The organism is Primorskyibacter flagellatus (assembly GCF_048268605.1).
Classification (GTDB): domain Bacteria; phylum Pseudomonadota; class Alphaproteobacteria; order Rhodobacterales; family Rhodobacteraceae; genus Primorskyibacter; species Primorskyibacter flagellatus.
In genome coordinates, this window is record NZ_JBLWVF010000029.1 from 1 (window position 1) to 22877 (window position 22877).

Consider the following 22877-nt stretch of genomic DNA (forward strand, 5'->3'; position numbering starts at 1 on the left):
TGTTAACGAAAACAGGTGGGTCAATTTTACGCGCTCATAACCCACCCAAGTGGGTCAATTTTGCATGCCGATTCACACCCCGAGGCACGCGAGCTTGCGGAACGCGTCGTTCCGCGCGGCGATCACGGTCGGATCCGGGCGGTCCGTCTGGGGTTGTGCGATGATGGTCAAAGAGCATTCCTTTGAGAAGTTGAAACACGCTTCCCAAAGCGCGTTTTCACTTTTCCACTTGGTAGAGGAGCCCGACCAAATCTGCCCGATCCAGACAGTTTCAAAAGTCGGCTCAGCGGACCTTGCTGCCTTTCGCGGTTGTGGCTCGTGCTCGTGCAAAAGACCTTTGCATGCGCAGAAATTTTTGCCGCGGTGCCGCGATCGTCGTCGAGCCGATCATAGCTCCGTCAGGCAGGGGCCAATATCCAACCTGGCCATTCGTTGCGGCGCACATCAATAAGCGCGAAGCTGGATCGATCGGGCTGACGCCTGCGCAGGTGCAGAAACTGATTGCGCCTTCTGCAAGGAATTCCTGGGCGGGGCGAATGTTCCGGAACCTGCCCTTCGCCGGATCAACGCAACTGCGCAACTTTTTCGCTTTGCACGTCCTGAGCAGTGGACTGGGGCCACGTAAGAAACAGGATCGCAGGGTTCGATATCGCACTCTCCTTGACGGTCCGCACAAGGCTCGACGCACGGCACCGGGCAATCACCTGGTCGATTTGTTGCGCGCGCGATACGATATCGATATCGATAACGTCTTGTAGGCCCGCGACAGATATTTCATGCGCGATTTTCCCAGCTGACCCCACGCCCATATAAACGGCGACGCGGGTTCCCGGTTGCAGGGTTTTCATCCAGCCGAGGCTTTTGCCCGCCGTTTGCGATTGCCCTGTCGCCAGCACAAGCGTGTCACAGGTCCCGCGCTCTGTCAGGAACCCGCCAAGCGCTGCGGATGCGGCACTGGCCGCCGTCACGCCGGGAACGATTTCGTAAGGGATGCCCGCAGCGCTCAGCGCGTCGGCTTCCTCGGCGCCACGCGCAAAGACACCCGGATCCCCGCATTTGAGACGTACGACGCGCTTGCCTTGTCGGGCCGCCGCGACAAGGACTCCCGAAATCTTGTCTTGCGGCCAATGGTGACACCCCGGCGCCTTGCCCACATAGATCCTTTCGGCGTCACGCCGTGCAAGGTCAAGGATTTCGGGATCTACAAGACGATCATAAAAGATGACGTCTGCCTCTTGCAGCTGCTGGACGCCGCGCATCGTGATCAGGTCCTTTGCCCCCGGCCCTGCTCCGACCAACGCAACTGAACCGTTATCTTCGGCCCCGAATGTTGCGGTATCAATCGCGTGTTTGATCATTTTCGCCGCAGCCCGTTCGCCGCCCTGCCTGTGAACATCCCGCGCGGGCCCCGCGAACACCCAACGCCAAAGATCGCGCCGCGCGCGTGGGGCAAGTCGGGTATTCGCGTGTTCACGCAACCGGCCTACAAGTGCAGCCAGATCGCCCAATCGCGGTTCCAGAATTTCCTCCAGTCGCGTCTTGATCTGGCGGGCAAGTACTGGCGCGGTGCCTTCGGTACCGATTGCAACAACAACTGGCGAGCGATCTACAAGCGACGGGGTCAACGCGTCACACAGATCCGGCTGGTCCACCACATTGACGATCGCTCCGGCGGATTTTGCCAGCATGTGCAGACAGCTATCGGTGGCACGGCAACCCGTCGCAACAAACACCAGCGCGGCCCCTTCGAAATCACAGGGGCGGATCGGGCCAGTGTGCCAGTCGATCCGGCCCTCTGCAATTAAGTCGGCCAGTTCGGGATCAAGCACCGGGGCGAGCACCGTTATGGCAGCCTCGGTCTTGAGGATCAGTCGACATTTTTGCGCCGCTTGCTCTCCGCCACCCGCAATGATGACGCGACGGCCTTGCATTTGCAGAAACATGGGAAAGGTCTTCATCCTGCCCTCCTCGATCGGGAAAGTCTGTCGTGCCAAAGTCTGGTCGCCGCCTCGGTCGCCTGCGAAACGGTCGCGGCTGCGTCCAAAGTCCAGAGGGCCAGTGCGGCCGTACCAATGACTGTGGCAACCGCAAAGGGATCATCGTTTGATCCATCCCAAAGGGCCGCGCAATCGACAGCTTGGTCCGGTTCGTGCAGACGACGGGTATCGGTCAGACCAGCAGGAGCCGACTGGTTCAATTCAACGCCATGGTGCAGACCGAAGATGGCGGTTTCCTTGCCGGGATGACGCTCGAATTCGCCGCCACCTCCTTTGATCACCATCAGGTTCTGGTCGCCAAGCAAGGCCGCCGCGCGCGATTGCAAACCCCGATAAGACGGATGGAAAACCCCCTGCACCGACGCCCCAGCGCCCGTCGGATTCCACATGCGCAGAACCGTGTTGATGCAGCTTCGAAGGCCGAACGTATCGCGCAACTTGAGCAACCCGAACGCGGCAGGACTAAGTGTTTCGAGCGGCAGGTAGGACAAGCCGTTGCCCTCAAGATCCAGTGTGGACAACACGCCACGTACGTCAGCCGCCGTGCTTTGGTGGGAATTCCAACCATGAAGCGCGACCGAATATCCCGCCCGCGAAACCAACTTTGCGGCCAGCACAAAAAACGGCGCACCGCGCGTTCGACCCGCCGCGTAACATGGCCAATCCAGATCAACTGCGGCCAGTGTCGGCGTTGCCGCGCGCAATGCGGCGGTAAAGCCCGCAATTTCCGCATCGGTCTCACCGCGCAGGCGCATTACCATCAACAGCGCGCCAATGGCTTCGGGTGCGGCCTTGCCCGACAGGATCAGTGTCATGGCCTGTCGCGCCTCGTCTTGCGTCAAGGCCCTTGCGCGGCCCTTGCCTTGAGCAACAATACGGACAAAAGGTGCCAGCGTCATTCGGCGGCCATAGGTGTGCGCATCTGTGCAAGAAGATGGGCCAGTTCCGGCTTGCAGGATCCGCAGTTCGTGCCTGCGCAAGTCGCTGCACCCAAGGTTTCGACGCTGTCCGCCCCGGCCGCAATCGCATCGCGCAGAGTGTTTACGCCGACGTTGAGACAGGCACAGATCGTAGTGCCCGGGTCGGGCTGGTCGGTGCCGCTGTATCCGGCAAGCGCGAGAAGCGGCGGCGTCGATGTGCCAATCAGGGAAACCACGTGGTTGCGCGACAATGACACTGGCGTCGGGCTGGCAAAGAACAACCCGATCAACCTTTCATCCAGATGAAACGCGATGCGGGCCTGTTGGCTGCGTTGGTCGTACACCTCCGACGCGCTGCAAGATCCCGTATCCATGAGGCCACGCGCCAGTTCTTCCCAGTTTGACGGAGCTTGAAGGCCCGCGAACTCGCCCTGCCAGCCGGTCAGGGTTCGTGCAACAGCACTGTAATCCCCATCGGGACGTATCGGATGCAGAGACACGGCGTAACCGAACCATTTAGCATCGAATTTGCGCGCCGTGACCTGATTGGATTTCGACGCGGGCTGCCCTGATACGGGGTCAACGACGGAGGTTGCAAGGTTGTTCACCCACCCTGCACTGCTTTGCTGGCGCGTCCAGTGCATCGGTGCAAACAACTGCCGCCTTGCCGTACGCTCCGTGATCAGGGCCCGCACGGTCGATGTCCCGTTGGGGCTGCTTAATTCGATCAAATCACCTGCGGTGATGCCGATACGAGCAGCATCCTCGGGGTGGATTTCGCCGTAGGGTTCGGCAAGATGCGCACCAAGGCGCGGGGCTTTACCGCTGCGGGTCATCGTGTGCCATTGATCGCGGTTGCGGCCGGTGTTGAGGATGAATGTATCACGCTCACCAAGCACTGGCACGCTGACGGGCAACATCCGTGCCTTGCCATCAGGATGATAAAACCGACCGCTCCCAAAGAACCGCTTGTCGTTGCAGGGCCACTGGGTCGGAATAAGGTTGGCGTAATCGGCATCGGCAAAAATGCTCAGATCAAGAGCGCGACCGAAATCCATTGTTGCCGTCGAGAGCGCGACATATTCGGCAAAAATTTCGGCAGGGGATGCAAAGTCAAAGGCGTTCTTCCAACCCATGCGGTCAGCAACATCGCAGATGATCTGCCAATCGGGTCGGGCCTGTTCGGGCGCGGATAGAAACGCGCGCTGACGCGAGATGCGGCGCTCGGAATTGGTGACGGTGCCGTCTTTCTCGCCCCAACCCGTCGCGGGCAAAAGCACGTCTGCCAGATCGCCGGTATCTGTGCGCGCCATAATGTCGGACACGACCACAAACGGTACATTCGAAATCGCATTTGCCACACCATCTGCATCCGGCATGCTGACCGCAGGGTTGGTTGACATGACCCACAGCGCTTTGATTTTTCCCGCAGCACAGGCCTCAAACAACTCGACTGCCTTGAGACCTGCGCGCCGGCATATGGTCGGGCTTCGCCAGAAATCCTGCACGCGAGCGCGATGATCGGGATTTTCGATATCCAGATGGTTGGCCAACATATTGGCCATGCCTCCTACCTCGCGCCCGCCCATCGCGTTGGGCTGTCCGGTGACAGAGAACGGGCCACATCCGGGTTTGCCGATGCGCCCCGTGGCAAGGTGACAATTCAGGATTGCATTGACCTTGCCGGTTCCGCACCGGGACTGGCTCACGCCTTGCGAATAGACCGTGACAACTTTTTGTGTGCCTGCCCACATCTTGTAGAACCGGGAAAGTTCGTCCTGGGACAAACCACTTTCCGACGGATCATCCAGACGTGCCTGCGTGATGGCGGGCACCTGTCCGGCCACGTGATCCGACAGATAGGCCAGATCAAGTGCGCCGGTGTTTGCCAGATACGCCAGCAAACCGTTGAACAACGCGATATCGCCATCCGGGACGATCCGTAGATGCAGATCTGCCAAGGCTGAGGTCGCCGTCTTGCGTGGATCAATGTTCACAACCCGCATGTTCGGGCGCGCTTCTTTTGCGGCGGCTATCCGTTGGTGCAAGACTGGATGGCACCACGCGAGGTTTGATCCGACCAGAACGATCAGGTCTGCTTCTTCCAGATCAGCATATGTGCCGGGGACAGTGTCGGTGCCAAAGGCGCGTTTGTGCCCGGCCACTGACGAGGCCATGCAAAGCCGCGAGTTTGTATCAATGTTGGCGGATCCAATGAAACCCTTCATCAGCTTGTTGGCGACATAGTAATCTTCGGTCAGCAACTGGCCAGATACATAAAATGCAACGCTGTCAGGCCCGTGATCGCGGATGGCGGTGCTGAATTTTTCGGCCATCAGATCAAGGGCTTTGTCCCAACCGGCGTTGCGCCCGCCTATTTGCGGCTGCAGCAGGCGGCCCTCAAGATCGATTGTCTGACCCAATGCAGACCCTTTGGAACACAAGCGCCCAAAATTGGCTGGGTGGTCGGGGTCGCCCTGAATGGTGCCGTCAGCGCCCGCAAGAACACCGCAACCAACGCCGCAATAAGGGCATGTTGTTTTGGTTAGGCTCATGCAACGGCCCGTCTGGTCAGGAATGCAGCACCAAGATAGATACGTCCGTCAGAAACCTTGGCGGGATAGGTCGCCACCTGCCCCTCATCCTGGCCCTGCACAACGCCGGTTTCCAAGGAAATTACCCAGTTGTGCAGTGGGCATGTCACCGACGCACCATGCACGATACCTTCTGCCAGAGGACCGTTTTTGTGCGGGCACGCATTGTCGAGTGCGAACACCTCGTCAGTGGCAGTGCGGAAAACCGCCACACAACCATGAACCGTTTTGATCAGCCGTGCCCCGCGTTGCGGCACCGCCTCGACGGGGGCAATGTCAATCCAGTCGTTCATTCTGCGGCCTCCAGTGTCAGGTCTGCAAGGGGTTGGTATGTCTCCGCTCTGCCTACATGCTGGGCCCAAGGGTCTTTGCGATAAACCGATTGGGACACTTCGAAACGCGCGACCAACGTGGCGCGGTTTTCCAGATCGGCGACCTGTTCCTGTATCCACTCAAGTCCGACTTTCGCCATCCATTTATAGATGCGCTCCAGATATTTGGCATTCTCACGGTACAACTGCGTGACGCATTTTATGACGTCGATCACCTCGCCTTCGGTCGGCACCTGACACAGGAGTTCGGTTTCGCGCACGTCCATGCCTGCAGCCCCGCCGATGCTGATCTGATAGCCACTGTCGACACAGACCACGCCGATGTCCTTGCAGGTGGCTTCCGCACAATTGCGCGGACAACCCGACACGCCAAGTTTCAGCTTGTGCGGCGTCCAGGACCCCCAGAGGGTTTTCTCGAGCTTGATGCCAAGGCCGGTGCTGTCTTGCGTCCCGAAACGACAATGATCTGTGCCAACACAGGTCTTTACCGTGCGCAGACCTTTGGAATAGGCGTGGCCCGATACCATGCCGGCGGCGTTCAGATCCTGCCAGATGGCTGGCAGATCCTCGCCCTTTACGCCCAGCAAATCAATGCGCTGGCCGCCGGTCACTTTCACGGTTGGCACGGCAAATTTGTCGGCCGCATCCGCAATCGCGCGCAACTCGTCCGGCGTGGTGATGCCACCCCACATCCGCGGCACAACACTGAACGTGCCGTCCTTTTGAATGTTGGCGTGTTTGCGTTCGTTGATAAAGCGGGACTGCGGGTCGTCCTGATATTCCAGCGGCCAATCAGCCAGCAGATAGTAGTTCAGCGGCGGGCGACAGATGTGACAACCGCAGGAGGTCTTCCACCCACAGGCCTGCCAAACTGCGGGCATTGATTTCAATTCTTGCGACTTGATCATGCGCCGGACGTCTTCATGGGTCATGTCCGTACAGGTACAAATGGATTGCGCAGCGGGGATCACAAAGTCATCACCCAGCGTGACCGCCAAGACTTGTTCCACCAATCCGGTGCATGTCCCGCAAGATCCTGACGCTTTTGTCGTGGTGCGCACAGCACCCAAATCAGTCGCACCAGCAGTAATCGCATCTTCGATCTGACCTTTACAAATGCCGTTGCACCCGCAGATTTCCGCGTCACGCGGTAAGGCTGCAACGGCTGAGAGCGGGTCCGAGGGGGCACCCCCCTGAAACGCTGGCCCAAAAATCAACGTCTCACGCATATCCGTGATTTCAGTCTTGTCGCGTATCAAGCCAAAGAACCAATTGCTGTCAGTGGTATCGCCGTACATCACAGCGCCTACAATCGTGTCGTCCTCCAGAACCAAACGGCGATAGACGCCGCGTGCCGGATCACGAAACACGATGTCTTCGCGCCCTTCCGCTTCGGCAAAGTCACCGGCGCTGAACAAGTCACATCCTGTGACCTTCAGTTTGGTCGATAACTCTTTGGGTGTGAAAACGGCGGGGCTGTCCATCAGCGTTTGGGCCAGCACCTTGGCCTGATCATAGAGCGGGGCCACGAGCCCGAACAACTGACCGTCCAGTTCGACACATTCGCCAACGGCAAAGATGTCGGGATCGGAGGTTTGCATTTGTGTGTTCACCTCGATACCGCGCGCAACGCTTAAGCCAGCGTCCGTTGCCAGCCGTGTTTCGGGCCGGATGCCCACGGCCATCACCACCAGATCGGCCTCAAGGGTTTCGTCACCTTCCAGCAAGACGGCCTCGACCCGATCTTTGCCGACGATCGCCCTTGTCGAAGCACGGCATTTAACTGCAATCCCGCGCTTTTCCAGATCCCGGCGCAGCAGGAACCCTGCGGCCTCGTCCAACTGACGCTCCATCAAATGGTCCATCAAGTGCAACACGGTGACGTCCATGCCGCGTTCCGCCAACCCTGCAGCGGCCTCAAGCCCCAACAGGCCGCCCCCGATAACAACGGCTTTTCCGCCCGCTTTGGAGGCGTCAATCATCGCATTGGTATCATCCAGATCGCGGTACGTGATAACTCCGGGCAAGTCCCTTCCGGGCACCGGAATAATGAAAGGCGCGGATCCTGTGGCAATCAACAGCTTGTCATAAGCGATTGTTCCGGCTTTGCTGGTGACGGTCTTGGCGACGCGGTCAATGGCTGTGACATGGGTGCCGAAATGACAGGTCACGCCGTTGGTATCGTACCAATCAGCATCGTGTGTGACGATATCCTCATAGGTCTTTTCGCCTGACAACACGGGTGACAACATGATGCGGTTATAGTTCCCGCGGGCCTCGGCGTTGAACAATGTCACTTCAAAACCGGATTCGTTCTCAAACAGATGCTCCAACACCCGGCCGGAGGCCATGCCAGCACCGATAACAACAAGTTTCTGTGTCATAATCTTACTCCGCCGCAATTTTTTCGGATTTCGGTTCATGGTCGGCGTCCCCAGGCCGTTCGGCGGGGTCGCCATGCTCGTATTCCTTAAGGAAATCAAGGACCTCAGCGCGGTATGTGTAGTAGTCGGGATGTTCCAACAGCGCCTTACGGGTGCGCGGGCGCGGCAGTTTTACATCTGTGATCTTACCGATTGTTGCCTGTGGCCCGTTGGTCATCATCACAACGCGGTCGGCCAACAAGATCGCCTCGTCCACGTCATGCGTCACACAAACGGCGGTGACCTTGGTCCGCGACCAAACCTCCATCAGCACCTCTTGCAACTCCCACCGGGTCAGGCTGTCGAGCATGCCGAACGGTTCGTCCAGAAGCAGCAGTTTGGGAGACAAGGCAAAGGCGCGGGCAATGCCAACACGTTGTTTCATGCCGTTGGACATCGACGAGGCCTGCTTGTCCATGCTGTCGGCAAGCCCGACCCGTTCGAGGTAGTATTCGATCACGTCCTGACGTTCGGCCCGACTGGCGCGCGGGTACACCTTGTCGACCCCGATCGCCACATTTTCCTTGGCGCTCAACCATGGGAACAAATTGGGAGACTGGAAAACCACAGCCCGCTCAGGATCCGCCCCTTCGACGTTCCAACCATCCAGCCGGATCGCGCCGCTTGAAATCGGGTTCAGGCCGGCCGCCATGGTCAGCACGGTGGATTTGCCACACCCAGAATGACCGATCAGGCTGATGAATTCGCCCTTTTTGACTTTGAGGTCGAAATCTTCGACCACCGTCAGCGGTCCCTTGGGTGTAGGGTAGACTTTGTCCAGTTGCGAGAACACCAGATAGCGTTCTTCGATGCCGTCCTTTTGCGCATCTGCGACGGCGGCCGGCAGCGAATGGATCGGTGTCACATTCGGAAGGGTGCGGGCTTCCTCGACCTTGGCGGCGATACCCACATCCATCAGGTATTTGGTGACCTGCACACGTAGGGCCTTGAATGTCGCATCATCGTTCATCGCTGCGCGATCACGCGGGCGCGGGATGTTGACGGTAACAGGATCAGCCAAAGTGCCATCGGGGTTTAACGGAATGATTCGGTTTGCCAGCAATATCGCCTCGTCCACATCATTGGTGATCAGGATGCAGGTCTTTTTGTCGGTCTCCCATATATCAAGGATTTCATCGGCTAGGTTCGCACGGGTCAACGCATCCAGCGCGCTGAGCGGTTCGTCCAGCAGCAGCATTTCGGGGTTCATCGCCAGCGCACGGGCAACAGATACCCGCTGGCGCATACCACCTGACAACTCGGACGGGCGGCGCGTGATCGCATGGGACAACCCGACCATATTAACGTAGTGGTCGATCTTGGCCTGACGCTCCGGCTTGGAGAGTTTGGGAAAAACCGCATCCACGGCCAGCCCCACGTTACCGCCCACCGTGAGCCACGGCATCAACGAATAGCTCTGGAATACCAGCCCGCGCTCCGGTCCCGGCCCCTTGATCGGTGCGCCTTTGAAGGTAACCGTGCCCGTGTCAGGCACCTCAAGGCCCGCAATCAGGTTCATCAGCGTGGATTTACCCGTGCCGGAGAACCCGAGGATCGCAACGAACTCGCCCTCTTCCACTTCCAGCGTCACGCCGTTCAGGACGTCGATCCGGCCAGTACCTGCGCCAAAACCCATGGATACGTTTTGAAACTTGAGAATGCTCATGATGGCCTACCGGTTCTCTGAAAAGGTGAAAATGGATTGCAGCGCGAACATCACGCGATCCAGCAGGAAGCCGATGATCCCGATGGTAAAGACCGCAACCATGATTTTGGCGAGCGATTGTGATGAACCGTTCTGGAATTCGTCCCACACGAACTTGCCCAGGCCGGGGTTCTGCGCCAGCATTTCAGCCGCGATCAAGACCATCCAGCCCACCCCCAACGACAATCGCAGCCCGGTGAAAATCAACGGCAACGCAGACGGCAGAACCAGCTTAGTGATCTTTGTATAGGTATTCATTTTCAAAACTCTGGAAACGCTGACCAGATCCTTGTCGATGGACGAAACACCGAGGGCGGTGTTGATCAACGTGGGCCAAAGCGAACAAAGCGTAACGGTGATTGCGGACACAAGGAATGACTTGGTGAACATGCCGTCGTTGGTGGCATAGACCGCCGACACAACCATTGTGACAATCGGCAACCAAGCCAGCGGGCTGACTGGTTTGAATATTTGGATGATCGGGTTGATAGCCGCATTTGCAGTGGCAGACAGGCCCGCCATTATACCCAATGGAATGGCGATCACCGATCCGATCAGAAATCCGAAGAAGACTGTTTTGATCGATGTCCAGATTTGCGCGTAGAACGTGGGTTTGCCGGTATAGCTCCGCTCGCGCACCTTGTCCTCTTTGCCATCAGCAATCAGCTTGGCATTGCGCACGTCCTGTCGTTCGTAAAAGGCGGCCTCTTTCTGGCGTTGACGTACTGCGTCCGCATTCAGGTTCAACGCCTGATCCCAGACCTGTACCGGACCGGGGATCGCCCCTAAAGAGGTTTGCACCGTAGGGGCCAGCGCCGCCCATGCGCCGATAAAGATCGCGATTGCCAAAAGCGGAACACCCAGCAACTGCCAGATTTCCGACAGCTGCGCGCGCGGATTGTCACCTGCGGCGGCTTTCAATACCGGCGTCAGCCAAGCCAGTCCCAATACCTGAAACCATGCGTCGGCTTTGTTTATTCGCGTGAAACGGCGGGCGCGGCGCGCTTCGATGTCGTGGGAAACGGGGTCGGTGGCGGTCATGTCGGAACCTTTGATTTGTGCAATTCATGACGGTTTGCCCGCCGCAACACGCGCGGCCGGCTGGTGCTCTAGTTGACGATTTCAGAGCCTTTGATGACCTGATCGCCCTTAAGGCCGATCGGCAGACTTTCGAGGTAGGCATTCGGCGTGCGACCGTCATAGGGAATGCCGTCGATCACATCTGCGGCGGGTGTCGGGGCTTTGAACCCATCGCTGTCCCACGGGAAATCAGCCTCGACTGCCATGCCGTCGTCCACCAGCGAACGGGCCGCTTCAAGGTAGATGTCTGGACGGTAGACCGACTTGGCCGTTTCGATGAACCATTCATCAGTTTGCGGTTCGGCAATCTGTCCCCAACGGCGCATCTGGCTGAGGTACCAGATCGCGTCCGAATAAAAGGGGTAAGTCGCGTTGTACCGGAAGAACACGTTGAAATCGGGGGCCGAACGACGGTCGCCTTTTTCAAATTCAAAGAACCCCGTCATCGAATTGGCGATCACTTCAGCGTCCGCACCGACGTATTCCGGGCGCGACAGGATCTCGACCGCCTCTTGACGATTGGCGTTGTCGTTTTCGTCCAGCCAGATTGCAGCGCGGATCAAAGCCTTGGTCAGCGCGATAGCCGTATTCGGGTTTACGTCCGCAAACTCTTTGGTGATGCCAAAGACCTTTTCGGGATTGTTCTTCCACATGTCGTAATCTGTTACGACCGGAACGCCGATGCCTTTGAACACAGCCTGCTGGTTCCATGGTTCTCCCACGGAATAACCGTTGATTGTGCCCGCCTCCATGGTCGAAGGCATCTGCGGCGGAGGGGTCACGGACAAATAGACATCAGCGCCAATCTGGCCGCTCACGTCCCGCGGCGAATAGTAGCCCGGTTCAAGCCCCCCTGCCGCCAACCAATAACGGATTTCGTAGTTGTGGGTCGAAACAGGGAACACCATGCCCATGTTGAACGGGATGCCCTCGTCTTTGTATTTCTCGACAACCGGAGCCATCGCAGCGGCGCTGATCGGATGCCGCGGGGTCCCGTCTTCCCTCAGCGACACGTTTGGTTTCATCTGCTCCCAGATATCGTTGGAAACGGTAATCGCATTGCCGTTCAGGTCCATTGAGAACGGGGTGATGATATGCGCCTGCGTGCCGTATCCGATCGTCGCGGCAAGAGGTTGACCTGCCAGCATATGCGCGCCATCCAACTGGCCGTCGATCACACCGTCCAGCAACACTTTCCAGTTTGCCTGCGCCTCCAGCGTGACAAACAGGCCTTCATCCTCGAAATAGCCATTCTCGTAGGCGACGGCCAAAGGCGCCATGTCGGTCAATTTGATGAATCCGAAGGTCAGTTCATCTTTTTCAAGATCAAGCAAATCGGCCATGGCAGGGCTGGCGTACAAGGCGGTGGAAGCTAGAAGCCATTTGAAAACATTCATTGTTGAGATCCCTGCTTGTTAGGTCCTGGTGCAAACGAAAAAAGCCGCACGACTGCCACATGCGGTAGGAGGTGCATGCAGTAATCGAGCGGCTTTGCTCTTTAATTCTCTGGCTGGCAGCATTGTCAGCCGGCACAGGCATCTTTGCCTTGTTAGCGATCCTCGCGCCTACAATCGCGCCTGGCCAGAGCCATGATGTGCACTTGCAGCATTTTCCTGCCGCGTTGCAGAAAGTGCTTCCTAATTAGGCACTTTTTTTGCTGCAAAGTCGAAAACCGAGCCACTAAAGAACCGGTCGGGACCAAGAATCATCTCGCCCCTCGTTGAAGCAACCACAGTTGGAACGCCCATTGACCCCTCGACCTTTTCCGAGGCACCGGGCAGATCAATGCCAATCGGCGACAATGCCTCGCGGTAGATATCGCTGCGAAAACAATTGCGGGCCGCAGCGCGCGCATTGTCGCGGTCCAGCCCGTGCCAACCCGCCAGAATGTCGGCGATCCAGGCCGCCTGACTGCGCCAGGGAAAATTTGCTGCTCCCCCATGGAATTCCAGAAACCTCTCGACCTGTTTGGGCGTACCGCCATTTGTCGTGACAATCCGGCGCGTGAGGGCGGGTTCAATCGCGTGATCCGGCAGATCCAGATGTTGGGTCCGTGCAAGGATTTCGACGGCCAGTGACATGTTTTCGGGCTGGTCCAGCCATAGGGCCGCCTTATATATGGAACGGATCATCGCGCGACACAGTTTTCGGTTTTCCTCAGCCCACCTGTGCCGCACGCCCAGAACTTTCTCGGGTGCGAATTCCCAGATGCTGGCACCCGGCAAGACCAGCTCTGCGCCGCTTTGCTGCACGGCAACTGACCCCCACGGTTCACCCACGCAAAACATATCAAGCGCGCCGTTGTGCATTGCCTCCGCCATCTTTGGCGGGGGGACGGTCACGATTTCTATCTTGTTCGCGGTGAAATCCGGCGCGTGCGACAGCCATGTTTCCAGCAACATCCGGTGCATCGAAAACGGAAATGGCACACCGATGCGCAACGGATTCTCGATCGTGGCAAGTAGCGCCTTGGATGTCGCCCCGGGATCGTTGAAACCGTTGGTCCAACCCGTTGACCGCATCCTGGTGCTCAAAGAATCCGACACGCCGATCACGGTACCATTCACTGAAAGGACCATCAGCGCATCAATATCCGACGGGACGCCGCCCAGACCCAACGTCATCGCAACCGGCATCGGCGAAAGCATATGCGCAAAGTCGATTTCCCCGAATGCCAGCCTGTCACGCAACGCGGACCATGACGGCTGTTTCGCCAATGTCAGGTCGACCCCCTCCTGCGCTGCAAACTTCAATTCCTTGGCAATGATCAACGGCGCGCAATCGACAAGGGGAAGGTAGCCGCAATGCACCGGTGCCATTTTCATTGCAGCAATTCCGCCGCTGTGACCAGAGCGGTTGCCACGTCAATGACCTTGCGCCCCTGATCCATCGCGGTTTTTCGCAACAGATTATAGGCCTCGTCCTCGGAAATCTTGCGGGCCAGCATCAGCAACCCCTTGGCACGGTCAATGGTCTTGCGGTCCGATAATGCCTGTTTAGCGGCGTCCAGTTCCGATTGCATCTTGGTGACCATCCTGAACCGGGCAATCGCTGTTTCAAGTACCGGCTTGATACGGTCCTTTTGCAAGCCGTTCACCACATAGGCGCTTAACCCCGCGGAAATGGCAGCCTGAGTTTTCACTGCATCTGTCTGATCCACAAACATTGCAACAGGCCGCCCGCGCGCATTGGACACAAGGCTCAAATGTTCGAGCGTGTCCCGGTCGGGGTTCGCAAGGTCGATCAGGATAATGTCGGGGTTTTGCTGTTTCACGGCGCGCTCGAGCGCTGAAGGGGAAGAGATGACAGTCACATCGTTCCAGCCACCATCCATCAGCGCATCGATGATCTCATGCGCCTTTGTCTTGTCACGCTCTACCACGAGTATGGTCAGGTCTGTCTGCACTCCGAATGGGTAACGGCATTCGCGACAAAGAGGCCATGCGCGACAGACAAATCGATGAAAAATCGGTCGCAATGCTTTGCGTGTTAGCATTGCAGTGGATTCGCGCACAAAAAATATGCGGCCTGAGAACGGGATCACGCAAAAGGAGTCTGAAGTGGGTGCATATGAAGCGCAGTTCATTTGGCAACGATGTCACTCTTCCGGCAATGTCGGAAAAATGGTGCGGTACATTGCATCAACTGCCGGCTTTCTCTTCGCCGTGTGACATCGAAACATCTCATCCTGCGGCATTTGCCATCCGATGCGCATAAACGGTACAAATTCGACGGCTCAACAAGGGCTCGCAGCGCTACTGCCCCAAATTCAACCTATGATCGGTCTCAATAGACGAATGGCATACGCCGTTCGTCTGGTACTCAAACGGCGATCTTCTCGGCGATGCTCAGCGCGATATCAACCACCACCGCCCTATGCCAGCCTCGCTGGCGTGACACCGGCAGCGTATGCAAAGCGGTCAAAGGAAGTGCAAACCTTCGCGCCGTACAACTTCTGCTGGGCCATACAAAGGTCGATAGCACAGTGTGTTATTTCGGCGTCGAGTTGGAAGATGCCCTGAGTATCGCTAAGCGTGTTGATACGCTGATCCTGGTTGGCGAGCGGCGTTTGCCGTTCGCCAATTTGAAAGGGATCTTCGGCGATACGGTGCCGAAAGCGAGGCGCGAGCCCTCTTAAACTAACGCTGCGCCCTGCATTGAGTGTCCGCAATCGGCCCTCGCTGCTAAACGGCAACCATCAAGCGTAGCGCGTCATAGATCGCCGCGTGGGTGTTCCGGGCTGAGACTGCGTCCCCGATACGGAAGAGCTGAAATGCGCCCTGCGTGTTGCGAACCGTTGTTTGTGGCCGGACATCCAGAAACGCCGTTTGGTCCAGCGCGCCGCCGTTCGACGATGCTGGCCGCAGGTCGTGGTAAAGCCCGTCAAGCGGCATTGTACCGTAGTTCACGACAATCTGGTCGTAGTCCGCCTGCCCTACTGTGTCGGAGTAATCGGTCCCGATGACCGCGCGCAGCCGGTTGCCGACCTTCTGTACCCCGCGCAAACGTTTGGTGACGGTGAATATCACCTCATCGCGCTGCAGAGCGCGCATGTAGGGCACAAGGTTCATCGCCATGACTTCGGGCGCAAAGGTGCGGTCGGGGGTCATGATTTCAACCGTGCAACCGGCAGCGACGGCCATCTCGGCAGCCTGAAGTCCGCTGTGGTCGCCCGCTTCGTCGTAGATCAACAGGGATCCAGCAGGTTTCACGTCACCCGTTAATATATCCCAAGCCGATACGACGTGATCCGGCGTGTCGCTTTCATAGAGGGTAGTGTTGGCCATGCCGCCAGTGGCGATGATCACGACGTCTGGATTTTCGGCCAGTACGTCCCCTGCCTCGGCATATAAATTATAGCGCAGGTCAACGCCGGCGGCTTCGCATTGCGCCACGCGCCAGTCGATGATCTGCATCATCTCGGCCCGCCGTTTTGTGCGCGCGGTCAGAAGGACCTGCCCGCCGGCGCGGTTGGCCGCCTCGAGCACGACTACCTCATGCCCGCGCGCGCTTGCGACGCGCGCGGCTTCCAACCCCGCGGGGCCGGCACCGACGATAACGATCTTGCGGCGGTCGGCAACCGCTTCGATGACGTGGGGCATCGAAAGCTCCCGCCCTGTCGCGGGATTGTGGATGCACAGGGCCTCGCCCCCCTGATAGATCCGGTCAAGGCAGTAATTCGCCCCGACGCAGGGACGGATATCATGTTCGCGACCCTCCTCGATCTTGCGCACCACGTGGGGGTCGGCCATATGCGCGCGGGTCATGCCCACCATGTCCAGCAGGCCCGAGGCGATGGCGTGACGCGCGGTGGCGACATCCTGGATCTTGGCGGCGTGGAAAGTGGGCATGCCAGTTGCGCGCCGAACCTCTCCGGCGAAATCCAGATGCGGGGCCGAGGGCATTCCTTGAATCGGGATGACATCCGTCATCGCCGGATCGGTATGGATGCGGCCCCGGATGACATTCAGAAAGTCGACCTGCCCGGTATCGCGCAGCAGCTTTGAAATTTCGATCCCTTCTTCGGCCGTGATGCCGCCGGCCTGAACCTCGTCGGCAGTATAGCGGATGCCAACAATAAATTCCGGCCCGACACGTTTGCGCACTGCGTTCAGTACATCTGTCGTAAATCGGAGCCGATTTTCCAGCGTATCCGCGCCGTAGGGGCCGCTTAGCTTGTTTGACAGCGGTGACCAGAACTGGTCCATCAGGTGGCCGTAGGCCTGAATCTCTATCCCGTCCATGCCGCCGGCCTGCATCCGTTCGGCGGCTGTTGCATAGTCCTCGATCACGCGCTCGATATCCCAATCCTCTACCATCTTGGGAAAGGCGCGGTGAGCGGGTTCACGGTCTGGGCCTGCCGAAATCGAAGGCAGCCAATCCCCCTTGTTCCAGTTGGTACGGCGTCCCAGATGTGTCAGCTGGATCATCGCCGCGCAGCCATGTTCGTGCAGGGCATCCGTCAGCTCGCGGATCCAGGGCACGACCTCGTCGCGATAGGCCAGGATATTGTTAAAGACCGGCGGGCTGTCGCGGCTGACGGCAGCGGAGCCTGCGGTCATTGCCAGCGCCACACCACCCTTCGCCCGTTCTTCGTGATAGGCACGGTAGCGGGCTTTGGGCATTCCGTCCTCAGGATAGGCCGGTTCGTGGCTTGTGGTCATCACCCGGTTTTTTAGTTTCAGATGCTTGAGCGTATAGGGCTGAAGCAGCGGGTCGGTGGTGATGTGGTCTTTCATGGCGCGGACTTTCTTCAGCAATCGAGGATGATGTCGGTCAGCGGTCGGCTGACACAGGGAAGGATGAAACCACGGTCGATCTCGCGCTGGCGGATGCCGCCCTCGTGGGCCATGATGACCTCGCCCGCGTGTTTGAAGGTCTTGCAGGTGCCACACATACCCCTTGCGCAAGAGGACGGCAGCGGCAGACCTGCCTGCTTTAGTGCGGCAAGGATCGTGGCGGTTTCAGGGCATTCGAACGAGCGGCCCGTCCGCGCTAAGGTCACCGTCCGGTTCGGCGCATCGCCCCCAGCAAGAGCCTCGGGTGGGGGCGCGGAGAAATCGAAACTTTCCTCGCCGTAGCGGTCATCGGGGACGCCCGCGGCGTGCGCAGCGGCGCGCACCATTTCCATGAAAGGCTGGGGCCCGCAACACAGCACTGTGCGCGTTGCGAAGTCCGGAATGACACGGTTCAAAAAATCGGGATCAGGGCGCATGCCGCCGGGGCCACGCGTGATCGTGGGTAGATGCACCAACCGGGGCAGCCGGCGCGCGAGCCCGTCAAGCTCGACCATGGCCACAAGGTCCTGCGGCGTGGACACGACCTGCATCAGCACGACATCCAGATCCATACCCCGGTCGGCGGCAGTGCGCAGGATTGACAACATCGGGGTGATGCCGCTGCCTGCCGCGATCAACGCATAGGCTGTCCCGTGCCATGTGGCCGGTCCAAAACGGCCGGACGGACCCAAGGCTTCGATCTTTTCCCCCGGCACCAGCACGTCGTGAAGCCTGCGCGCGCCGGGGCCTGCCTGCCGCTTGACCGTGATCTCGATCCCACCGTCGCGCGCGGCAGACGAGGCGATGGTATAGCACCGCTCTATTCGGCCTTCTGGCGTATCAATTCGAATCGTCATGAACTGGCCGGGGGCGTGTTCGATCCTGCTGCCGTCCTGCGGCGTCAGGAAAAAGCTGCGCATGTCGGCTGTTTCATCCCAGACCGCGCGGCATACAAGCGTGCCCCAGCGGTCTGGCGCGAACCGCCGCCGCCGCCGTGCGCCCCAATCTGCAAGGTCTACCTCGGTCATATCTAGTATCCGTTTGCCTGCATGCGGGAGACATACCACGATGCGAATTCATCCAGCGCACGTTCGGTATAGCGGGAGTAGGGTCCGGGCCGGTAACCGGGCGAACAGATCCCCCGGTGGGCCAACCCCACCAGATGCGCATCCTCGGCATTCGTTGTTTTCCAGACCGCAGTCAGCGTTTCAAGATCATAATCCTCGCCCTCTTCAGCCTCTGCATGGACAAGCCACTTTGTGCGCACCAACGTCCTGTCCGGCCCCAGCGGGAAGGCAGTAAAGACGACGGCATGATCAGACATGACGTGGTTCCACGAATTGATCCCCCACAGATGTACATCGCCCATCCACGGCTTGCGCGCCTGACCCAGGGGGATCTGCACGGCGGCACGGGTGTCCGGTGTCTGGCTTTCGCCAAGCCCGGCGATAATCAACCGTTGCGTACGGAAATTGGTGGGCCAGCCGACGGTATGCTCCACCGCCTCAAAGGGCATATCCTCGTCGCGCCAGTATTGTTCGTAGCTGGCATAGGCGTCCAGAAGCGCATTTGTCTCGGCTTTTTCGGTTTCGGTCAGCCCCTCGGGGTCATAGCCGAAATCCGCGGCGTGGAAGGACAGGCTGAGCTGGGGATGGTTCGACGCGCAATGATAACACTCGCGATTGTTTTCCATCGTCAGCTTCCAGTTTCCTTCCTCGATCACGTCTTGTTCAAAGGCGACCTTGGCGTTGCGTAGGTCATAGGCTGCCAGACGCGGTTCAACCACCGCCGCCAGTTCCTCGATATCTGCCGGGGGATCATCCGAAAGACAGGCATACAAAAGCCCCCCTATATCGCGCAGAGCGACGGGCTTGAGGTGATGCAGGGACCGGTCGAAATCGATGCCCATATGCGGTGCCCGCGCCAGCGCCCCGTCAAGATCATAGGTCCATTGGTGATAAGGGCAGACGAGCTTTCCAACGACCGACCGGCCCGGTGGCACCAAACGGGCACCCCGATGTGCGCACACGTTGTGAAAAGCGCGCAGCTTGTCGTCGTCATCGCGCAGGATCACGATAGAGACTGGCCCGATATCAAGGGCCATGACATCCCCCGCTTCGGGCACGTCGCATGTCACGCCCACGGCAATCCAGTGCCGCCCGAATATCGTGTTGCAATCCGCGTGCCAAACCTCCGCTGACGTATAAAGCGCAGCGGGAAGACTATGGCCCGGACGGCGTGATGCGATCAGCGTGGCGATATCTTGGGAGCGTTGGGTTCCATGATCCAGCATTATGCCTCCTCAGCGTCGTGCGCGCTGTCGTTACGGGGATTCCTGTCGATAATAGTGCGCTTGACAGGGGCACTCGACAACCGCACAAATGAACGCAAATCCATACCTTCAGGTTATGGATAAGATGCCGTTCACCGGAGAGTACAATGCCCCATCCTATCCGTCGCAGTGTGCCTTCCCTGACCGCGCTTGTGGCGTTCGAAGCGGCTGGCCGACGCGAAAGCTTCACTCAGGCGGCGGCCGAGCTTGGGGTGAGTCAGGCCGCCGTCAGCCGCCAGATTGCCGCGCTCGAGACGGATTTGGGCCTCGCGCTGTTCGAGCGCGCCAACCGCCGCGTCCGCCTGACCGTCGGCGGCAAGTCGCTTCATGATGCGGTGAAATGCGGGTTCGACGGGATCTCCGATACCATCGCCGCACTGCGCACAACCCACATCGATCTGACCGTCAGCGTGTCCGTCGCCTTTGCGCATTTCCGGCTGCTGCCGATTTTGTCCTCTTTTCGTGCAACTGCGCCGCAAATCGGTGTGCGGGTCATCTCTGAGGATGACTGGCGCGCGCCGCGTGATCGTACGATCGACATGGCCATCCGCTATGGAAGGCCCCCGTTTGACGGCATGTCGATTGTCGGATCGCTGAAAGAAACGGTCGTGCCCGTCTGCGCCCCCGAGATCGCATCACGGCTTAACGGTATCTCTATTGACGATCTGATGCATCAGACAGATGTGGCATTGATAGAAAGCGACGCTCCGGAACCCAGCTGGCTAAACTGGTCGCAATGGTTGTCGCAAATCGGGGTGAGCAAACCCTCTGTCCAGGCGGGGTTGAATTTCACCAGCTATTCGGACGCGGCCTATGCGGCCATGGCGGGTCAGGGTGTACTGCTCGGTTGGACCGGCCTTTTGGACCGCCCCCTTGCGGATGGCCGATTGGTTGAACTGGACCTGGCCCGTCTTAGACCGGAAGAACGCCACTATGCCCTCGTGGCTGAACGGGGCCGACCCTCTCACTCTGTAGACGCCTTTGTGCGCTGGTTCAGTGAGGGCGCGTTTCAATAGGCGTAACCATCGATACTGTACTTTAGCCTCGACCGGAAAGGCGGACTTGCACATATCGTGGTAAAGCGGACCTCGCCTTCCACTCGGCGAACGGACACCAAGTCCGGCTCCTTGTTAGTTTCAGCGGCTCGCGGCGAAAGGTCAGTTCGAGATCGACCCCCGTCGAGGGGGTTCAACAACCGCTCTGACGACATGGGCGGCGTCGCGGCGAAAGACCCGCTGCGTATGCGAGGCAATGCTGCGTCAGCAAAAGCCGCAACTGCGCAAGTCCGGTTTGTTTAAGGCTTTTGGCAGCTGTCAGCGAGAGCTGTAGCGGCGACAAGCCTGACAAGGAGGAAAGCGCGGGCAGTTCTTTGTGCTATGGGGATTTTGGTTTACGGCTGCATTTTGTGATGAGCAAACCGAGCGGCTGCGTGATGAAAGGCAGTGCACATGAGGTGGTATTTCTGGCCCGGCATGGCTGACTGGCTTTCGATCTTCCCGCCATTGGCCTGATGCAGCGCAGATTTCCGTGAGATGGCCGCACAGAGGGTGCCGATACCTGCACAAGACAGGGTCGGGCCTTTGCGTTGTATCATGCTGCGTCCTCCCATGGTGGAGCACGGGATGTCGGGGTTTGGCCACGGGTAGAGATCTCAATTACGATCATGGCACCGCCGCATTTCGGGCAAGGCTGGTGTCTGCACCGACCAAACCGCAGTCTGTCAGAAGCGATCCGCCTTACTTGTTCTTCTGCCCTTTGACCACAACGCGCACGATCCAGCGCCACGCGCCGGACGGATCCACCACCAGATACAGGTCAGAACCGTCGCCATGCCGTCCCGGCCCGAGTTTCTCCACCCGCTTCTTGGTCAACTTGCCAGACAGGGCCATTTCAAAAATACCACGTTCCATACCGTCAAAGGAAAGCACACGCGCGGTATCGAAAGAAAGCCAACGAAAAAAAGAAACCACGCCATCCCAACCATGCAAAGCAAAAACGCCACCCTAGGTGACCTATGTAAATCAATCAAAATGTGGTGATGGCGGAGGAGGTGGGAGTCTCCGACAAATTCACAAAACCCTTTTAAATACTGAATTATATAGGTAAATAGCAAAAACCTGTGTGGAAAACATGTGTGGAATATGGCTAAAACGAGAAACCCCCGCTACCTTCAGCAGCGTTACCGTCGCTGGTATGCAACTATTGATATCCCCAAGAAGGTCAGGAGGCATTTTGATGGACGCGCTAGATTTGTGAAGAGCCTTGAAACTGACAGTCTAACAATAGCAGAACAACGTGTCGGACCAGTCGTGGCTCATTGGAAGCAGTTAATCGAACTGGCTAGAAGCGCCAAGAACAACCCCGAAGCCGAAAACCAACTTCTCTCCGAAGAATGGCGAGAAGAGTATTTGTCTTCCACAGGCAAAGCGCGAAAAGAGCTAGATAGCATCTTCGATGACGCGTTAGATGGCGTGAAATTCCCTAATGAAGAAGCAGAAAAACGCTTTGTTGCTTTTGTCACCGGGAAAACGATCCGCACGAATGAAAAGCTGGACGCTTGGATTTCAACGTTAACTGGACAGAAGCAAAAGACCTTAGACATGAAACGGTCTGACGTGGCCCGGTTTGCCAAGCGCTTTCCCTACAGCAGTGATGTAACAAGAAAAGGTAGCCGACTGTGGGTCGATCAACTCCAACAGAGTGAAGGGCTGTCGGCTGCAACTGTTCGGCGTATCATTTCCGCTTGCAAAGGCTACTGGGAATATCTCCAGACCCTTCAAATCGTGGCCGACGAAATTGACCCCTTCGCCGGAGTAAGTCCGACCAAGAAGCAGGCGACAAGGAACTCTGCCCACACGAGAAGAGCGCCGTTTACCGCTGCACAGGCAGTACGCACTTGGAGGGCAGCTTACGATAAGGGTGACACTCAATTAGGTGATCTGATCTGGTGTGCAATGTGGACTGGATGCCGCATCGAAGAACTGTGCTCTCTGAAATTGGGTGATATTTCGGATGATCGTTTTCAGATAAGGGATGGCAAGACCAATGCCGGATGGCGCGAAATTCCAATACATCCACAGCTATCTGATGCCTTCAAGCGCTTAAATAGCCAAGGGGGCGACAACTTTCTTCTTTCGGATGTGAATCGGCATGCAAAATTGACCCACTTGGGTGGGTTATGAGCGCGTAAAATTGACCCACCTGTTTTCGTTAACA

Annotated in this window: 17 protein-coding genes and 2 pseudogenes; 4 read left to right on the forward strand and 15 right to left on the reverse strand. The window is 58.2% G+C overall.

Features of this window, described 5'->3' with window-relative positions; translation table 11 throughout:
• Positions 1-75 precede the first annotated feature (75 nt).
• The 11 genes and pseudogenes from ACN0WV_RS19540 to ACN0WV_RS18270 all read right to left on the reverse strand — a co-directional run.
• Positions 76-171: pseudogene (locus tag ACN0WV_RS19540) on the reverse strand (DUF3768 domain-containing protein); the annotation flags it as partial.
• Positions 172-563: 392 nt separating this feature from the next.
• Positions 564-1958: a siroheme synthase CysG gene (cysG, locus tag ACN0WV_RS18225; protein WP_417607671.1), complete on the reverse strand. Its 1395-nt coding sequence runs from the start codon at positions 1956-1958 to the stop codon at positions 564-566.
• On the reverse strand, positions 1955-2896 hold the full coding sequence (locus tag ACN0WV_RS18230) for a glycosyl transferase family protein (protein ID WP_417607672.1): 942 nt from the start codon (positions 2894-2896) through the stop codon (positions 1955-1957). Before ACN0WV_RS18230 ends, cysG begins: the two co-directional genes overlap by 4 nt.
• Positions 2893-5472, reverse strand: a complete 2580-nt coding sequence (locus tag ACN0WV_RS18235) for a nitrate reductase (RefSeq protein ID WP_417607673.1) — start codon at positions 5470-5472, stop codon at positions 2893-2895. Before ACN0WV_RS18235 ends, ACN0WV_RS18230 begins: the two co-directional genes overlap by 4 nt.
• Positions 5469-5804 (reverse strand): nitrite reductase small subunit NirD, encoded by a 336-nt coding sequence (gene nirD, locus ACN0WV_RS18240; RefSeq protein ID WP_084354049.1) that lies wholly within the window; start codon positions 5802-5804, stop codon positions 5469-5471. Before nirD ends, ACN0WV_RS18235 begins: the two co-directional genes overlap by 4 nt.
• Positions 5801-8227 carry a nitrite reductase large subunit NirB gene (gene nirB, locus ACN0WV_RS18245; protein WP_417607674.1) on the reverse strand — a complete coding sequence of 809 codons (2427 nt, stop codon included), beginning with the start codon at positions 8225-8227 and terminating at the stop codon, positions 5801-5803. The genes nirD and nirB overlap by 4 nt, the downstream gene beginning before the upstream one ends.
• A 4-nt stretch (positions 8228-8231) precedes the next feature.
• Positions 8232-9932 (reverse strand): ABC transporter ATP-binding protein, encoded by a 1701-nt coding sequence (locus tag ACN0WV_RS18250; protein ID WP_417607675.1) that lies wholly within the window; start codon positions 9930-9932, stop codon positions 8232-8234.
• Between the two features lie 6 nt (positions 9933-9938).
• Entirely contained in the window at positions 9939-11012 is a 1074-nt protein-coding gene (locus ACN0WV_RS18255; RefSeq protein ID WP_417607676.1) for an ABC transporter permease, read from the reverse strand.
• 68 nt (positions 11013-11080) lie between these two features.
• Positions 11081-12448 (reverse strand): CmpA/NrtA family ABC transporter substrate-binding protein, encoded by a 1368-nt coding sequence (locus tag ACN0WV_RS18260; protein ID WP_417607678.1) that lies wholly within the window; start codon positions 12446-12448, stop codon positions 11081-11083.
• 240 nt (positions 12449-12688) lie between these two features.
• A complete protein-coding gene (locus tag ACN0WV_RS18265; RefSeq protein WP_417607679.1) occupies positions 12689-13876 on the reverse strand; it encodes a CmpA/NrtA family ABC transporter substrate-binding protein in 1188 nt (395 codons plus the stop codon).
• A complete protein-coding gene (locus ACN0WV_RS18270; RefSeq protein ID WP_143514638.1) occupies positions 13873-14457 on the reverse strand; it encodes an ANTAR domain-containing response regulator in 585 nt (194 codons plus the stop codon). The genes ACN0WV_RS18265 and ACN0WV_RS18270 overlap by 4 nt, the downstream gene beginning before the upstream one ends.
• A 5-nt stretch (positions 14458-14462) precedes the next feature.
• Between ACN0WV_RS18270 and ACN0WV_RS18275 the strand changes: the two genes are divergently transcribed.
• Positions 14463-14768 (forward strand): hypothetical protein, encoded by a 306-nt coding sequence (locus ACN0WV_RS18275; protein WP_417607680.1) that lies wholly within the window; start codon positions 14463-14465, stop codon positions 14766-14768.
• Between the two features lie 211 nt (positions 14769-14979).
• A pseudogene (locus ACN0WV_RS18280) lies at positions 14980-15093 on the forward strand (integrase); the annotation flags it as partial.
• Positions 15094-15235: 142 nt separating this feature from the next.
• Here ACN0WV_RS18280 and ACN0WV_RS18285 read toward each other — a convergent pair.
• From ACN0WV_RS18285 to ACN0WV_RS18295, 3 genes are read right to left on the reverse strand one after another with little or no spacing between them, the layout of a single operon-like run.
• Complete coding sequence (locus tag ACN0WV_RS18285) at positions 15236-17278, reverse strand: oxidoreductase (RefSeq protein WP_417607686.1); 2043 nt, start codon at positions 17276-17278, stop codon at positions 15236-15238.
• Between the two features lie 26 nt (positions 17279-17304).
• Complete coding sequence (locus ACN0WV_RS18290; protein WP_417607681.1) at positions 17305-18357, reverse strand: flavin reductase family protein; 1053 nt, start codon at positions 18355-18357, stop codon at positions 17305-17307.
• A gap of 2 nt (positions 18358-18359) precedes the next feature.
• Complete coding sequence (locus ACN0WV_RS18295) at positions 18360-19622, reverse strand: aromatic ring-hydroxylating oxygenase subunit alpha (RefSeq protein ID WP_417607682.1); 1263 nt, start codon at positions 19620-19622, stop codon at positions 18360-18362.
• A 146-nt stretch (positions 19623-19768) separates the two neighbouring features.
• Between ACN0WV_RS18295 and ACN0WV_RS18300 the strand changes: the two genes are divergently transcribed.
• Positions 19769-20677 carry a LysR substrate-binding domain-containing protein gene (locus ACN0WV_RS18300; protein ID WP_417607683.1) on the forward strand — a complete coding sequence of 303 codons (909 nt, stop codon included), beginning with the start codon at positions 19769-19771 and terminating at the stop codon, positions 20675-20677.
• Between the two features lie 720 nt (positions 20678-21397).
• Here the strand turns inward: ACN0WV_RS18300 and ACN0WV_RS18305 are convergent.
• Complete coding sequence (locus ACN0WV_RS18305) at positions 21398-21571, reverse strand: hypothetical protein (protein WP_417607684.1); 174 nt, start codon at positions 21569-21571, stop codon at positions 21398-21400.
• A 231-nt stretch (positions 21572-21802) separates the two neighbouring features.
• Here ACN0WV_RS18305 and ACN0WV_RS18310 point away from each other — a divergent pair, with 231 nt between their 5' ends.
• Entirely contained in the window at positions 21803-22843 is a 1041-nt protein-coding gene (locus ACN0WV_RS18310; RefSeq protein ID WP_417607685.1) for a DUF6538 domain-containing protein, read from the forward strand.
• The last annotated feature ends 34 nt before the right edge of the window (positions 22844-22877 follow it).

What these genes read in the sequence shown, in the direction of transcription:
- ACN0WV_RS18260 (WP_417607678.1), bottom strand. Translation starts at nt 12,448, where the DNA reads ATGAATGTTTTCAAATGGCTTCTAGCTTCCACCGCCTTGTACGCCAGC.
- ACN0WV_RS18230 (WP_417607672.1), bottom strand. Translation starts at nt 2,896, where the DNA reads ATGACGCTGGCACCTTTTGTCCGTATTGTTGCTCAAGGCAAGGGCCGC.
- ACN0WV_RS18290 (WP_417607681.1), bottom strand. Translation starts at nt 18,357, where the DNA reads ATGACCGAGGTAGACCTTGCAGATTGGGGCGCACGGCGGCGGCGGCGG.
- ACN0WV_RS18265 (WP_417607679.1), bottom strand. Translation starts at nt 13,876, where the DNA reads ATGAAAATGGCACCGGTGCATTGCGGCTACCTTCCCCTTGTCGATTGC.
- ACN0WV_RS18305 (WP_417607684.1), bottom strand. Translation starts at nt 21,571, where the DNA reads ATGGAACGTGGTATTTTTGAAATGGCCCTGTCTGGCAAGTTGACCAAG.
- ACN0WV_RS18310 (WP_417607685.1), top strand. Translation starts at nt 21,803, where the DNA reads ATGGCTAAAACGAGAAACCCCCGCTACCTTCAGCAGCGTTACCGTCGC.
- ACN0WV_RS18275 (WP_417607680.1), top strand. Translation starts at nt 14,463, where the DNA reads ATGGGTAACGGCATTCGCGACAAAGAGGCCATGCGCGACAGACAAATC.
- ACN0WV_RS18255 (WP_417607676.1), bottom strand. Translation starts at nt 11,012, where the DNA reads ATGACCGCCACCGACCCCGTTTCCCACGACATCGAAGCGCGCCGCGCC.
- ACN0WV_RS18235 (WP_417607673.1), bottom strand. Translation starts at nt 5,472, where the DNA reads ATGAGCCTAACCAAAACAACATGCCCTTATTGCGGCGTTGGTTGCGGT.
- ACN0WV_RS18250 (WP_417607675.1), bottom strand. Translation starts at nt 9,932, where the DNA reads ATGAGCATTCTCAAGTTTCAAAACGTATCCATGGGTTTTGGCGCAGGT.
- nirB (WP_417607674.1), bottom strand. Translation starts at nt 8,227, where the DNA reads ATGACACAGAAACTTGTTGTTATCGGTGCTGGCATGGCCTCCGGCCGG.
- ACN0WV_RS18300 (WP_417607683.1), top strand. Translation starts at nt 19,769, where the DNA reads ATGCCCCATCCTATCCGTCGCAGTGTGCCTTCCCTGACCGCGCTTGTG.
- cysG (WP_417607671.1), bottom strand. Translation starts at nt 1,958, where the DNA reads ATGAAGACCTTTCCCATGTTTCTGCAAATGCAAGGCCGTCGCGTCATC.
- nirD (WP_084354049.1), bottom strand. Translation starts at nt 5,804, where the DNA reads ATGAACGACTGGATTGACATTGCCCCCGTCGAGGCGGTGCCGCAACGC.
- ACN0WV_RS18295 (WP_417607682.1), bottom strand. Translation starts at nt 19,622, where the DNA reads ATGCTGGATCATGGAACCCAACGCTCCCAAGATATCGCCACGCTGATC.